This window comes from Paraburkholderia sp. J69-1 (assembly GCF_905220255.1).
Taxonomy (GTDB): domain Bacteria; phylum Pseudomonadota; class Gammaproteobacteria; order Burkholderiales; family Burkholderiaceae; genus Paraburkholderia.
The window spans coordinates 22,391-35,615 of the sequence record NZ_CAJMZG010000042.1; the positions used below are offsets into that span (position 1 = coordinate 22,391).

General features: G+C 65.1%; 13 protein-coding genes. 10 read left to right on the forward strand and 3 right to left on the reverse strand.

What is annotated here, in order from left to right:
• The first annotated feature begins 180 nt into the window (after positions 1-180).
• Positions 181-777 (forward strand): hypothetical protein, encoded by a 597-nt coding sequence (locus tag U5A67_RS39490; RefSeq protein ID WP_205987691.1) that lies wholly within the window; start codon positions 181-183, stop codon positions 775-777.
• Between the two features lie 336 nt (positions 778-1,113).
• Positions 1,114-1,395, forward strand: coding sequence for an RNA-binding protein (locus U5A67_RS39495; protein ID WP_321818661.1), 282 nt, complete (start codon positions 1,114-1,116; stop codon positions 1,393-1,395).
• Positions 1,396-1,404: 9 nt separating this feature from the next.
• On the opposite strand, the gene nadE is transcribed toward U5A67_RS39495, so the two are convergent.
• On the reverse strand, positions 1,405-2,268 hold the full coding sequence (nadE, locus tag U5A67_RS39500; protein ID WP_321818662.1) for an ammonia-dependent NAD(+) synthetase: 864 nt from the start codon (positions 2,266-2,268) through the stop codon (positions 1,405-1,407).
• A gap of 154 nt (positions 2,269-2,422) precedes the next feature.
• On the opposite strand from nadE, the gene U5A67_RS39505 reads away from it, so the two are divergent.
• On the forward strand, positions 2,423-3,610 hold the full coding sequence (locus U5A67_RS39505; protein ID WP_321818663.1) for a L,D-transpeptidase: 1,188 nt from the start codon (positions 2,423-2,425) through the stop codon (positions 3,608-3,610).
• Positions 3,611-3,634: 24 nt separating this feature from the next.
• Here the strand turns inward: U5A67_RS39505 and U5A67_RS39510 are convergent, their stop codons facing one another.
• Together U5A67_RS39510 and U5A67_RS39515 are read right to left on the reverse strand one after the other, a co-directional pair.
• Complete coding sequence (locus U5A67_RS39510; protein WP_321818664.1) at positions 3,635-4,528, reverse strand: DMT family transporter; 894 nt, start codon at positions 4,526-4,528, stop codon at positions 3,635-3,637.
• 176 nt (positions 4,529-4,704) lie between these two features.
• Positions 4,705-6,273: an ABC1 kinase family protein gene (locus U5A67_RS39515; RefSeq protein ID WP_321818665.1), complete on the reverse strand. Its 1,569-nt coding sequence runs from the start codon at positions 6,271-6,273 to the stop codon at positions 4,705-4,707.
• Positions 6,274-6,530: 257 nt separating this feature from the next.
• On the opposite strand from U5A67_RS39515, the gene U5A67_RS39520 reads away from it, so the two are divergent.
• The 7 genes from U5A67_RS39520 (at position 6,531) to U5A67_RS39550 (ending at position 13,008) form a co-directional block, all read left to right on the forward strand.
• Positions 6,531-7,286 (forward strand): DeoR/GlpR family DNA-binding transcription regulator, encoded by a 756-nt coding sequence (locus tag U5A67_RS39520; protein ID WP_205987686.1) that lies wholly within the window; start codon positions 6,531-6,533, stop codon positions 7,284-7,286.
• 439 nt (positions 7,287-7,725) lie between these two features.
• On the forward strand, positions 7,726-8,811 hold the full coding sequence (phnS, locus tag U5A67_RS39525; RefSeq protein ID WP_321818666.1) for a 2-aminoethylphosphonate ABC transporter substrate-binding protein: 1,086 nt from the start codon (positions 7,726-7,728) through the stop codon (positions 8,809-8,811).
• A 62-nt stretch (positions 8,812-8,873) separates the two neighbouring features.
• Positions 8,874-9,980, forward strand: a complete 1,107-nt coding sequence (gene phnT / locus U5A67_RS39530; RefSeq protein ID WP_205987684.1) for a 2-aminoethylphosphonate ABC transport system ATP-binding subunit PhnT — start codon at positions 8,874-8,876, stop codon at positions 9,978-9,980.
• Positions 9,958-10,866: a 2-aminoethylphosphonate ABC transporter permease subunit gene (locus U5A67_RS39535; protein ID WP_321818667.1), complete on the forward strand. Its 909-nt coding sequence runs from the start codon at positions 9,958-9,960 to the stop codon at positions 10,864-10,866. The genes phnT and U5A67_RS39535 overlap by 23 nt, the downstream gene beginning before the upstream one ends.
• Positions 10,856-11,737, forward strand: a complete 882-nt coding sequence (gene phnV, locus U5A67_RS39540; protein WP_415768343.1) for a 2-aminoethylphosphonate ABC transport system, membrane component PhnV — start codon at positions 10,856-10,858, stop codon at positions 11,735-11,737. The genes U5A67_RS39535 and phnV overlap by 11 nt, the downstream gene beginning before the upstream one ends.
• Before the next feature lie 13 nt (positions 11,738-11,750).
• Positions 11,751-12,407: a GntR family transcriptional regulator gene (locus U5A67_RS39545; protein WP_321818673.1), complete on the forward strand. Its 657-nt coding sequence runs from the start codon at positions 11,751-11,753 to the stop codon at positions 12,405-12,407.
• Between the two features lie 46 nt (positions 12,408-12,453).
• Positions 12,454-13,008, forward strand: coding sequence for a phosphonate degradation HD-domain oxygenase (locus tag U5A67_RS39550; protein WP_321818668.1), 555 nt, complete (start codon positions 12,454-12,456; stop codon positions 13,006-13,008).
• Positions 13,009-13,225: the final 217 nt, after the last annotated feature.

Consider the following 13,225-nt stretch of genomic DNA (forward strand, 5'->3'; position numbering starts at 1 on the left):
GACTGCGTCGCCCGCAAACTGGCTGCAAGAGCGTTACACAAGCCGGCGCCGCCTGCGCAAACTCCGCTCCTGCGCATGGCGTTCTTGTGCAGATTCACCCCGCAAAAATTCGAATGTGTTTTAATTAGGCAGCATTGACCATCCATTCAGCATCGTACGGCAGCGTATGGTGCATTTACCATGAACGCAGAATTGGCAGAAACTTGTCTGACCGTGCGTCGCATGGCAAAAGGTGCGGCGCGTTGGAAGACGCCGCGCGCGCGTGCAGCGCTGCATGGCATGCTGCTGGCGCTCGCCGTGGGCGGTGCGGTGCGCAGTCTGCCCGCCTGGGCGCAAGATCCGCGCTTGCTCGATGCGCGCGTGTCGCAGGAATCGGTTGCCGAAACGATCTGCCGGCCCGGTTACGCAGATACCGTGGCGCCGTCGTTCGACGCGGCAATGGCCTTGAAGGAACGCCTGCTGGCGGCGCGCGGCATCGACGCTGAAGATGGCGTGACGTACGCGCTCGACCGTCATGTGCCGATCCTGCTGGGCGGCTCGCCCGATGCATCGGCGAATTTCGATTTGTTGCCGTGGGGCGGTCACGCGGGCGAACGCCGCAAGTCGTTGCTCACGGTGCGTCTCAAGCGCTGCGTCTGCGCGGGCCGTATGTCGCTCGCGCAGGCTCAGGCTACTATCGCGGGCAACTGGTCGCGTCAGTACGATCAGCTCACGCGCATGCAATGCGGCACCGATTTCGGCGATACCACGTCGGCGAGCCGCGACGAAGGGCCTTGAACCGTTGGCCTTTTGAATCGTCCCCTTTTGCGGATATTCCCATTACGGTCTGCGCGTCGCGCGCTCGTGGCACGCGCATTGCGGCGCGCTTCGCGATGTCGCGCTGCGCCCGGCATTCCGACAATTTGACGCAGTGCAGTCGCTGAGAAATCGGTCTACTCTGACTTATATCAATAAGAAGGAGTGAACGAAATGTTAGCGTCCGGCCTTTCGATACTTGTCCTGCTTTCCGCGGCCTTGCTCGGCCAGTCCATCTGGATGCGCGCGAGGGCGGCGGCGAGTCTGCAACCCGTGCGCGTTCGCGCGAACCGTCCGCGCCACTACCGGTAGATCGATATGCACCTGACTGTCTGGAACGTCCCCGAAACCTGCAGCGAGCAGGAAGTGCGCGATTTTTTCAAGCGTGAACTCGGGCATTACGCCAAGGCCGTCACGGTGTACGACGCGGGCACGCCCAACGCCCACGCCGATCTCGAACTCGATTCGGAAGTGCCTTACGTGGGCGAGGCCGTCGCGCGCGAATTGCAGAGCCGGCGCCTTGCCGGTGTGACGCTGCAGGTCAGCGCGCCGCCGTTCGATAGCGAGGAGCAGGAAAAGCACTGGCCCTCCGCGCCCTGAGCATTTCGTTCAATTGACGTCGCGCGGCATCGGTTGATCGGGCGTGTAGGGCAGCGCACGCTTGTGTCGCGTTGCGTTGTAAAAGAGCAGGATCGTCTCGCGCGCTGCCGCGCTCACCGGTTTGCCCTCCAGAAAATCGTCGATGGCGTCGTAGCCCAGGCCGTAGGCGTCTTCGTCGGGTCTGAGCGGGCGTAGGGTTTCGAGATCCGCCGTCGGTGTTTTATCGACGAGACCTTGCGGCGCGCCAAGCTGACGCGCCAGCGCCCGCACGCGGCGTTTCGTCAAACCGGCCAGCGGCAGCACATCCGCGCCGCCATCGCCGAACTTCGTGAAAAACCCCATCAGCGATTCCGCCGAGTGGTCCGTGCCGACCACGAGTCCCGCGCGTGCGCCCGCCACCGCGTATTGCGCAATCATCCGCTCGCGCGCCTTGATGTTGCCGAGCACGAAATCCTGCTGGGCCGCGTCGGCGAATGCCAGGCCGCCTGCGGCGAGCGAGGCGAGCAGCGCGTCGGCGGGCGGGGCGATGTCGGTGGTCAGCGCTTCGTCGGGCTGGATGAAGGCGAGCGCGGCGGCGGCATCGGCTTCGTCGTGCTGCGTGCTGTAGGGCAGGCGCATGGCGATAAAGCGCGCCGCATGGCCTTGCGCGCGCAGCGCTTCGACGGCGAGTTGTGCGAGACGCCCGGCCGTCGTCGAATCGATACCGCCGCTGATGCCGAGCACCAGCGCGCGCAGTCCGCTGTTGCGCAGGCTGTCGGCGAGAAAAGCGACGCGGCGTTCGATTTCGGCCTGCGGTGAAAACTCGGCGCTCACGCCCAGTGCGGCTGCGATTTCGCGCTGTGTTTCCTGTTGCAATGCGGCTTCTGCGTTCATTGAAGTTTCTCGCTAGTTGAGGTTTGCCCAGTCGCGCGGCGGCGGATGCGCGATGTCTGGTTTAATGGTGAACGGTCCGGGCGCGTAATTTGCAGGGCATGGTTTGTCGGCCACGAAAGCGTCCGATCTCAGACAAAACTCTGCCGGATTCACGATGAACGAATATGCTTCGCGCGGCGCTCAGGCGTGCGTAGACGGCGGTGTCCGGGGAGGCACCGCTCATTATCACGGTGCGTGGCCAGTGGTGCTGCGTGCGCGGCCCGCGCGGGCGTTTGCGCTGTTGGCGGCGCTGTGCGCGTGGGGTTGGTGCGCGAGCGCTGCGGCGGCGGATGCTGCGGTGGCGTCGGGTGCGTCAGGTGTGTCAGGTGCTTCGGCGTCGGCTTCGAGAGCGGCTTCGGCGGCTGCTTCCGCCTCGGTGCCCGTATCTGCGCAATCAACTTCCGCCGTGCCAGCGGCATCAGCCGCTTCCTCTGCGTCGACCACCGCTGCTTCCGCGCCAGTCGCCGCCTCGGGGCCCGCGCCGCTCGTGCTGCCCGAGCATCCCAAACTCACGCCCGAACAGGCCGCCGACGAAACCCGTCGTGCACTCGCCATGCGCGACACCTTCGCGCGCAGCGTGACGCGCCGCCTGCGCGTGCCGCTGGCCGATCAGCGCGCCTACGGCCAGCGTCTGCAAGCCGCGCTCGACGCCAAGGATCTCGGCGCGCTGGCGGGCGAGTACGTCATCCTCGTGGATCGCAGCGCGAACGTGCAGGCGCTTTTCATCTATTTCCGCGCGATGCCGGGCGAAGCCTGGCAGATGATCGGCGCATCGCCGGTCGCGACGGGCCGGCCCGGCGAGTTCGATCACTTTCTTACGCCGCGTGGCGTGTTCGAGCACACGCCGTCGAACATGGATTTCCGCGCCGAAGGCACGATGAACGACAACGGCATTCGCGGCTACGGCAAGCGCGATATGCGCATCTACGATCTGGGCTGGGTCGACGGCGAGCGCGGTTGGGGCAAGGGCGGCTTTTCGCAGATGCGTTTCCAGATGCACGCGACCGATCCCGACCGGCTCGAACCGCTGCTCGGCATCCGCCATTCGAAGGGCTGCGTGCGCATTCCGGCCTCGCTCAATACGTTTATCGACCATAACGGCATCATCGATGCCGAATACGAGGCGCTCGTCGCGTCGGGCAAATCGCTGTGGGTGCTGCATCCGGGCCGCAATATCACGCCGTATGCCGGGCGCTTTATCGTCGTGATCGATTCTGCGCGCAAGACGCGGCCGGCCTGGTCGCCAGCGCCGGGCAGCCAGGCGCGCGCAAAGCTGCCCAAAGGCGGCGATAACGCCGATTGACGCGGCATTCGCCGCGCGGCGTGTTCAGCCGCGCCGCGCGATCAGCACGCCCGCGAGCGCCACGCCGAAACCTGCGAGTTGCACCGGCGTGAGCGTTTCGCGGAACAGCAGCCAGCTTTCCAGCGCGGCGAGCGGCGGCGCGAGAAATAGCAGTGCCGTTGCGCGGGCCGCATCGCCGTGACGCACCATCCAGACAAGCAGCGTTACGCCCGCGCCTGACAGCATCGCGATACCCCACGCGAGCGAAATCCACAATGTTGGCGAGGCGATCCAGCGATGCTCGCCCAGCGCGAGCACCAGCAGCGCCGCGACGATCGCCGCGCCCGCGTTCTGCACGGCGCTCGCGCTGCGGATATCGGCCTTTGCGAGCGAGCTCTTCTGATACAGCGTGCCCGCCGTGATGGCGCCGATCGACAGCACCGAGACAAGCACCACGAGCAGCGGATTCGCGTGCGCGACACCGTCGGCGGCGGCGTGCGCGCTGGCCTGGAGTTTTGGCAGCAGTTTCGGCATCAGCACGAGCACCACGCCAGCGAGGCCGAGCGCGAGACCTTGCCAGCGCCGCAGCGAAATTCTCTCTCCGAACAGGGGCGCGGCGAGCGCGGCGGTCAGGAGCGGCTGCAGTGCGCCGAGCAGCGCCATGACGCCCGCGCTCAGGCCTTGTGCGACGGCCCAGTAGCCCGCGCCCAGATACACGCCTTGCAGCAAGGCGCCGGCGAACAGGTGTTTGCCGATTTCGCGTCCGCGCGGCCAGGGCGCGCGCATTGCAAGCGCCACGCAGGCAAACAGCAGCGCCGTGCCGCCGAAGCGCGCGAGCAGGAACAGATTGGGATCGGCGTAAGGCGCGATGGCGCGGGCGACGACAAAACCCGTCGACCAGAGCAAGACGAACAGCGTGGGCGTGAGCGAGGCGAGCATCAGTTTGGTTTGGGCGCGCGCGGTTGAGCGAAAGGCCCGGAGTATCGCCCGCGCACGACGCGGCAGTCTTGTTCAGGACTGCACTCGCCTCGTCATGTTTGAATTGCAACTAACAGCCAGTTTCGCGCGACGCCCTTAAGTTGCGTGAGGGGAGCGACGCACAAAACAAAGGCGCGCTAGAAAAACGTCGCCGCCACGCCGATCAGCGTTCCGCTCAACGCACAGGCAATCAGCAGCGCGCGCGCGCGCCGGTTCTCGCGACGCATTTCATCGAGCAACGCGGCCTGCGCCTGTCCATGCGCACCGGGCTGCCCATGCTGCGCGCCAGCGTGATGGTGCATGAAGCGATAGATAAGCTGCGGCACGCGCGGCCCGATCTGCGCGAGATGCGGCAACTCCTGCGCAAGCCGATTGATCCAGCCGTGCGGACCCAGATCGCGCCGCGCAATCTCGCCGAGCGTGGTTTTCGCGATACCCCACGCATCGACATCGGGATGAATCGTGCGCGCCAGCGCCTCCGCCTGCCCAAACGCGCGCTGCGCAGCAGCCAGCCGTGGCGACACCGCACCGCCAAACGGCTGCACGGCATGCAGCAGATGATGGAACAGCGCGCCGGCGCTGCGATCGTTGGCATCGTCGGCGAAATGGGCTTCGGCGCGGGTGCGCAGTTCCGCTTCGATCTGTTCGGGGCGCGCATGCGCCGGCACATGGCCCGCGACGTGATGCAGCGTCGCCAGCCGCCCATAGTCCTGCTCGAACAGCGCCGTCGCGCCATGCACGAAGAATTCGCGTTCGGGCGAAGACAGCGAGGTCATCAGCGCCGCGCTCGCGAACACCAGCCGCCCGCGCGTCGCGGGTTCGATGCTCACGGCGACGCGTCGCGCGTCGAAGGCCGCATGGAAGAAGCCGTGTTCGAACGCCTGCTGTGTGACCACTTCGATCAGGTGCGCGGCCACCACCGTCACGTTGATGTGATGCATCGTCAGACCGGCGATGTCGGTGGCGCGCAAGGTATCGACGTGCTCGACCGTCAGCGTCTGCGGCGTGCAGAAGTCCCAGATCACGTCGGGCACGAGCACGCGTTTGTCGTCGGCGAGATGATGGCCGCTCTGGCTCAGGTTGGCGGCCTGCGCGCGCAGGTCGAAGCGGCGTTGCAGATCGTCGCGCAGCGTCTGCGCGAGGGTGCGCAGCTTCAGCTTGCGCGCACCGCTCGAAAACCGTTCGAGCCAGCGTGCGACTGCGCAGAGCAGCGCGGCGTCGTCATCGACTTCCTGCGCCTGCTTTGCGCGCAGCACGCGCACGGTCACCATCTGATGGCCGTTGGCCGGCAGTTTCAAGCGCGCGACGTGGGTTTGTTCGCACCAGCCGTTGTGGCAAGGCGTGGGGTCGATCCACGAAAAAAGATCCTGCGGCGCTTTGCCGAACGCGTGCTGAAAGGTGGCGTTCAACTGGTCGGGCGTGAGCGGTTCTTCGAAGTGCTCGATCGTGTCGATGGCGTCGTGCAAGGTCGAGGTCGCCAGTTCCGGGTGCGTGGCGACGGATTGCGCGAACGCGCTCGCAATCGGCGCGAGGCGCGGCAGGGCGCTCGACAGATGCGCGGCGAGCTTTTCGTCCTCGCGCATGCGCGCCGCGAGCGACACGATCCAGTGCAGCTTGTGGTGTTCGGGTGCGGCAAGCCAGATCAGCCGGATGCCATAGCGCAGTGCGCAGAACAGAAGACGCAGTTGGCGAAGTCTTGAACGCATGAATTCGGCGGTCGCAATAGCGTCGCATTAACGATAGATCGGTTGACCGTCCGGCGCCCCGGCGGCCAACACGAGATTAGCAGGGATGATCGCGCGATGGCAGAGCGCGCTTTCGCCCGGTTTTTGCGCATGCGCGTATGCCGCATGCGCGCTGCATCGGGAGGCATCAGCGCGGCCCTTGAATGCGCGTAATACAATACGGCGGCTTTACCGGTTCAAGCCCGCCGATTTACGTCCGATTGTCCGATTGCCCCCCGATGCTCGCAGAACAACGTCACCAATACATCCTTTCGCAAGTGAATCGCACCGGCGCGCTGTCGGTTGCGGACCTCGTGCGCGAACTGCGGGTTTCGCGCGAGACCATCCGCCGCGATCTCAACACGCTGGCCGGGCGCGGTCTGCTGGTCACGACGCACGGCGGCGCGCTTTCGAGCGATCGGCGCGAGCCCGATCTCGACGTGCGCGACACCGCCAACGCCAGCGCCAAACGCGCGATCGGCGAACGCGCAGCAGAGTTCGTGCCTGATGGCGCGTCCGTCATCATCGATTCGGGCAGTACGACGCATGCGCTGGCGCGCGCGCTGATGGATCGGCATCGCCTCACGGTCTATACGAACGACTGGCGCATCGCCTTGCTGCTCGGCCGTCGCAACGAAAATCGCGTGACGCTGCTGGGCGGCGAGTTGTCCGATCACGAGGAAGCCACTTTCGGCCTCGATACCGTGCTGCAACTGACGCAATATCACGCCGATTACGCTTTTGTCGGCGCGGGCGGCATTACCGCGGACGGCTGGCTGACCGATTACTCGCGCATGGTCGCCGAAGTGCGCAGCCGCATGCTCACCGCCGCCGCCTGTGCGATCGTCGTGGCGGACCATTCGAAATTCGGCCGCATGACGCCGGTGCGCATCAACGGCTTCGAGCGCGCGCGTTACGTCATCACCGAACTGGCGCCCGAAAAGGGCGTGGCGCGCGCCATCGAGTCGCGCGGACCGGAACTCGTGGTCGCCTGATTTACCTCCCTCCTGCTTCAGGCGCGGCGCTTTCGTACGCCGCGCATCAATTCTTCTTTTTGTTCTGATTCACTGATCCGACGCGTGTGCGGAGGTTTTCGCACGCGCCGCCTCGCGCCGGCCAAGTTGCTTATTTTTGGCGAATTGTGGAATTTTTTGACAAACGCCACAATCGTCATGGCGGTGTCATGAAAACCTGTAATTCTTGCCGGGCCTGTACAGACGGGGCTGGCGCGCGAAACGGGAGGTCCCGGGCGCGCCGGGCGGCCGGGCGGTTTTAGGGTGGCAGCGACGGATTGCAGACAATCTGCAATCCGGGCGCCACACCGGACCGCAGCGGATGGGCAATGGCAGGCGGCGCAGTCCGCCGACGTTCGACGACTCATTAAACACGCATCGGGTAGCCCCGAGCACATGGTTTTTGCCTTCGGAGAGTGACATGAACCACAGGAATTCCCATCGCGCGGGTTTCGCTCGCAAGGCCCTGCCGATGATGGTTGCCGCCACGCTGCTGCAATGCGCAGCGATGAGCGCCCACGCCGCCAACGCCGTCGTGCTTTACACGGCTGACGGCCTCGAAAATCTCTACCGCGACGTTCTGCCGGCCTTCGAGAAGAAGGAAGGCGTGAAGGTCAATATCGTGACGGCCGGCAGTGGCGAAGTGGTGAACCGCGCCAACGTCGAAAAGGACGCGCCGAAGGCCGACGTGATCATCACGCTGCCGCCGTTTATCCAGCAGGCCCAGCAAAGCGGCCTGCTGCAGCCGTACCAGAGCGTGAACTACAAGAACGTGCCGACGATCGCCAAGGCGACCGACGGTTCGTGGGCGACGTTCGTGAACAACTACTTCTCGTTCGCGATCAACCCGGAAGTCGTCAAGAACCAGCCGAAGACCTTCGCCGATCTGCTGCATCCGGACTACTCGGGCAAGATCGCCTACTCGAACCCGGCCACGGCGGGCGACGGCATGGCCGTGATCATCCTCACGACCTCGCTGATGGGCGAAGACAAGGCGTTCGACTACCTCAAGAAGCTCGAGCAGAGCGCCAAGTTCCACACCAAGGGCACGGGCTACCTCGACGTGCTGCTCTCGCGTAACGAAATCTCGGTGGCCAACGGCGACCTGCAGATGGATCTCGACGACGCAGCCAACGGCGGCCTCTCGCTCAAGCCGATCTTCCTCGCCGCCGACGCCAGCGGCCATCCGACCACGTTCCAGCTGCCGTACGCGATCGGCCTGATCAAGAACGGTCCGAACCAGGACGAAGGCAAGAAGCTGATCGACTATCTGATGTCGACGGATGTGCAGTCGAAGGTGCCGGACATCTTCGGTATCCCGGGCCGCACGGACGTGGCGCTCACGGGCAAGAACGGCGCAGCGGTCAAGCAGGCGATCGACGGCGTGAAGCTGATTCCGGTGGACTGGAACCAGGTGATGGCGAAGAAGGCTGACTGGACGACGCGCTGGAAGACCGAAGTGATCGGCTCGTCGGGCAAGCAGCTCGAAGTCGTCAAGCCGAAGTAAGGCCGTCTGATTCAGGCAGTCTGGTCCAGTCATACCCGTATCACATGCAGGAGATGAACCCGGTGAATACCGCAAGCCTTGCGTCGGCCGATATGGCCCGCGCACTGCCGGACGCGTCCGGCCTCGATGCAACCGGCGCGCACGGCGCGGCGGGCGTGCAGATCGATCACCTGAGCGTGCGTTTCGGCACGCGCACGGTGCTCAACGATCTGTCGCTCACCATCCGTCGCGGCGAGTTGCTGACCGTGCTCGGCCGCAGCGGTTGCGGCAAGACCACCTTGCTGCGTTTCATCGCCGGGTTCATCGAAGCCGATGGCCTTGCAGGCTCGCTGACCGTCGCCGGTCGCGACCTCACGCATGTGCCGCCGCATCAGCGCAATCTGGGGTTGCTGTTCCAGAGCTACGCGCTGTTCCCGCATCTGTCGGTGTTCGAGAATGTGGCGTTCGGCCTCAAGGCGCGCCGCGTGCCGTCGCGCGATATCGCCCGCCGCGTGGCCGACGCGCTCAAGCTCGTGCAACTCGGCGATCAGGGCCACGTGATGCCTGCGCAGCTGTCGGGCGGCATGCAGCAGCGCGTGGCGCTCGCGCGTGCGCTCGTGATCGAGCCCGATGTGCTGCTGCTCGACGAACCGCTTTCGGCGCTCGACGCCAATCTGCGCGCTTCGGTGCGCTCGGAATTGAAGGCGCTGCACGAGCGCCTGCCGAACCTGACGATCGTCTGCGTGACGCACGATCAGGACGACGCGCTGGTGCTGTCGGACCGCACGCTGCTGATGCGCGACGGTCATATCGCCCAGCTCGGCACGCCGCAGGAACTCTACGACACGCCGAATGACGCCTACGTCGCGCGTTATCTGGGCGCGGCAAACCTGCTGCCGCCGGGCGTGGCGTTTCCGGTTGGCGATCCGCGTCACGATGTGCGCGACAAGCTCGCCTGCCTGCGGCCGGAAAGCCTGCGCATCGCGCCGCTTGGCGAAGGCCAGTTGCACGGCACGATCGAGTCGGTCGAATGGTATGGCTCGGTGCTTTCCGTGCCGGTTTTGCTCGACGCGATGCCGAACGAACCGGTGCTCGTCACCATGCAGCGCGGCCACGGCATGACGCCGGAAAAAGGCATGCGCGTCTCCCTGCGTTACGAGGCTGACGATGTCGTCCTTATCAACCCCTGATCTCTCGCTGCCGGGCGCGGACGCCCACGCAGCCGCCGTGCGCCGCCGCGAACGCCGCGCGCAATGGCATATCGCGTTTCTGCTCGTGTTCGTGCTCGGGCCGCTCGTGGTCTATCCGCTGTTCCGGCTCGTATTGCTGAGCCTGACGGGCGCGCATGGTCTGAGTTTCGGTGCGTACGCAACGTTCTTCGGCAATCCCGATTCGCGCGGCGTGATCGGCACGACGCTGTGGATTCTGTTCCTGAGCGCAGGCGTGGCCTCGCTGCTCGGCGTGGCGATTGCGGCGATCCTGTTCTTCAAACCGTTTCCGGGCGCGCAGCTCGTCACGCGCTTTCTGGAACTGTTCGTGGCGTTCCCGTCGTTTCTGGTCGCGTTCACGCTGATCTTTCTGTACGGCTCGCAGGGTTCGGTGAGCATTGGCTTGCAGCAGCTCTTTCATCTGCAAGCGCCGCCGCTCGATTTCCTGTTCGGTATCGGCGGGGTGGTGCTGGCGGAGGTGGTGTTCTACGCGCCCTTCGTGGTGCGCCCGACGCTCGCCGCGTTTGCGCTGCTCGACATGCGTTTGATCGAAGCGGCGCGCAGCCTGGGCGCGAACAACCGTATGGTCGCGGCGCGCGTGATTCTGCCGCTCGCGTGGCCGGGTATCGCCGCGGGCACGATCCTCTGTTTCCTGCTGACGTTCAACGAGTTCGGCATTCTGCTCGTGCTCGGCAGCGCGCATCTGGTCACGCTGCCGGTGGCGATCTATAGCTCGGCAACCGTCGATCTCGATCTGCCGACCGCCGCCGCGGGTGCCGTGGTGATGCTCGCGATGTCGCTCTCTTTGTATGCGCTGTATCGGCGCGTGAATCGCCGCAGTCATGGAGGCGCGCGCAATGGCAAGTAATTCTTCGATGAATCCGGCGACGGACGCCGTCACGCTGCCGCCGAAGCATCTGCGCGCGCGGCCGGTCGAACGCGGCTTCTTTGCGCGGATCGGCAGTGGTGTGCTGCTCGCGCTGGCTGCGCTGCTGTGTTTCTGGCTGTTTGTGCTGCCGGTGATCGTGGTGGCGCTGTCGAGCGTGGCGTCGCACTGGTCCGGCACGATCCTGCCCGACGGTTTCAGCATGCGCTGGTTCGAGCGGCTGGGTTCGAGCGATTTCGATGCGCTCGTGACGAGCCTGGAAATTGGCTTTGGCGTGGCGGTGCTCGGTACGGCGCTGGGCCTGTGGCTCGCGCTCGCGCTGGAAGGACGCGATCGTAAAGGGCTGGGCGTGGTCGTCGATACGCTCGCGATGGTGCCCAACGGCGTACCGAGCGTGGTGCTCGGTCTGGCCGTGCTGATCGCGTATCACAAGGCGCCGGTGGATCTGTCTAGCTCGGCGGCGATCGTTGTCTTTGTGCAGTTGGCGCTGGTGTTGCCGTTTTGTTATCGGTGCGCGTCCGCGGCGCTGCGCCCGGAGTTGACGGTTCTGCGCGAAGCGGCCGCGAGCCTCGGTGCGCCGCCCGCGATGGTGTTGCGTCGCGTGGTGCTGCCGCAACTGGTGCCGGCGATCCGCGCAAGTCTCGCGCTGGGCTTTGCGCTCTCGCTCGGCGAACTCGGCGCGACGCTTACGGTTTATCCGCCCGGATTTGCAACGGTGCCGATCGTCGTGGTGGGCGCGGTGGAGCGTGGTTACTATCTGCCGGCCTCGGCGCTCTCGCTGATTTTGCTGATCGTTTCGCTGGTGGCGCTGTTGCTGATTGCGGCGCGTGCGCCTCGCAAACGCGCGGATTGAGTCGATGGAAGCCATGCGGATCGATGCCGTGCATCGGCGTGATCGCGACGCCTCTGAGAGTGCCGCCGCGCCCATCGCGATGGTGCGCCAGCATTCGCTGACCGACCTCGTGCGCGTGGAGATCGAGCGTTGCATTACGCGCGGTCAACTGGCGCCGGGCGCAAAGCTGGTGGAAGCCGAATGGGCCGCGCGGCTGCAGGTGTCGCGCGGACCGGTGCGCGAAGCGCTGCGTGCGCTCGAACAGACCGGGCTCGTGCGCAACGAGAAGCATCGCGGCGTGTTTGTGCGTAGCGTGTCGGATCTCGAGGCGCGCGAACTCGCTGCGCTTTGCGCGGTGCTTGAAGAGGCGGCGTGCCGGATGCTGGCGGCGCGTATCGACGCAGCCCAGGTCGCCGAATTGCGCGCACGCCTGGACGCAATGCGCGACGCACTCGACGACGATAGCGAATTCGCACAGGCACGCGCAGCGTTTCGCGATGCGCTGGTTGCGGCGGCGGGCAATGGCAAGTTGCACGAGTCGTATCGACGTGCGGTGAGCGAGGCGCGGCTATCGAATCGCACCGAGCTTGACGACGCGCAGCGCGAAGCCGCGTTTGCGCAGCATCGCGCGGTGTTGAATGCGCTAGCATCCCGCGACGCCGATGAAGCGGCTGCGCAAATGCGCGCGTAGCAAGTGATGCTCGCGCAGCAGGGCTCGACGAAAGGAAATGGGGAATATGGCACTCAGTCTGGAAGATATTCGCGGCTTGTTCGAGCAGCACGGCGGACAGGCTTATAGCGGCGAGCCGGTCACGCAACTGGAGCACGCGCTGCAAAGCGGTGCGCTGGCGGAAGAGCAGGGCGCGAGCGAGGAACTCGTGGCGGCGGCTTTCCTGCACGACCTTGGGCATCTGCTGAATCATCAGGGCGAAACGCCGACGGAACGCGGTATCGACGACCTGCATCAATACTATGCGCTGCCGTTTCTGCGGCCGATTCTGCCGGAGAGCGTGCTGGAGCCGATCCGCCTGCACGTCGACGCGAAGCGCTACCTATGCGCCACCGACGAAGCGTACTTCAGTTGTTTGTCCGCCGATTCGGTGCGCAGTCTGCAGCTGCAAGGCGGTATCTTCGATGAAGAAGGCGCGCGCGCTTTCGCCGCCCGCCCGTATGCCGACGATGCGGTGCGTCTGCGTCGTTGGGATGATCTCGCGAAGATCGCCGGTAAAGAAACGCCGGACCTCGACCATTACCTGCAGATCGTCGATCGCGTGATGCTGCGCCACGCTTAAGACAGTTTCCTTCCTGCCAGTTTCAGGCGGCTCAAAAACCGCTTGCCAGATAGGGCACACATGACTAGAATCCCGCTCCTTCGCATTCTCGATATGAGGATGTGGGGAGACGGGAAGCCTTTTTTAAAGGCGCTGAAGTCTGTTGAGCGACAAGCAGTAACGCCAGCGAGTTTTAAGTGAAGTTAAAAAACTTGTTGACGGATCGTTCGATACTCTG

Excerpts from the sequence above, each read along its gene's own strand:
- U5A67_RS39490 (WP_205987691.1), top strand. The coding sequence starts at position 181 with ATGAACGCAGAATTGGCAGAAACTTGTCTGACCGTGCGTCGCATGGCA.
- U5A67_RS39495 (WP_321818661.1), top strand. The coding sequence starts at position 1,114 with ATGCACCTGACTGTCTGGAACGTCCCCGAAACCTGCAGCGAGCAGGAA.
- nadE (WP_321818662.1), bottom strand. The coding sequence starts at position 2,268 with ATGAACGCAGAAGCCGCATTGCAACAGGAAACACAGCGCGAAATCGCA.
- U5A67_RS39505 (WP_321818663.1), top strand. The coding sequence starts at position 2,423 with ATGAACGAATATGCTTCGCGCGGCGCTCAGGCGTGCGTAGACGGCGGT.
- U5A67_RS39510 (WP_321818664.1), bottom strand. The coding sequence starts at position 4,528 with ATGCTCGCCTCGCTCACGCCCACGCTGTTCGTCTTGCTCTGGTCGACG.
- U5A67_RS39515 (WP_321818665.1), bottom strand. The coding sequence starts at position 6,273 with ATGCGTTCAAGACTTCGCCAACTGCGTCTTCTGTTCTGCGCACTGCGC.
- U5A67_RS39520 (WP_205987686.1), top strand. The coding sequence starts at position 6,531 with ATGCTCGCAGAACAACGTCACCAATACATCCTTTCGCAAGTGAATCGC.
- phnS (WP_321818666.1), top strand. The coding sequence starts at position 7,726 with ATGAACCACAGGAATTCCCATCGCGCGGGTTTCGCTCGCAAGGCCCTG.
- U5A67_RS39535 (WP_321818667.1), top strand. The coding sequence starts at position 9,958 with ATGTCGTCCTTATCAACCCCTGATCTCTCGCTGCCGGGCGCGGACGCC.
- phnV (WP_415768343.1), top strand. The coding sequence starts at position 10,856 with ATGGCAAGTAATTCTTCGATGAATCCGGCGACGGACGCCGTCACGCTG.
- U5A67_RS39545 (WP_321818673.1), top strand. The coding sequence starts at position 11,751 with ATGCGGATCGATGCCGTGCATCGGCGTGATCGCGACGCCTCTGAGAGT.
- U5A67_RS39550 (WP_321818668.1), top strand. The coding sequence starts at position 12,454 with ATGGCACTCAGTCTGGAAGATATTCGCGGCTTGTTCGAGCAGCACGGC.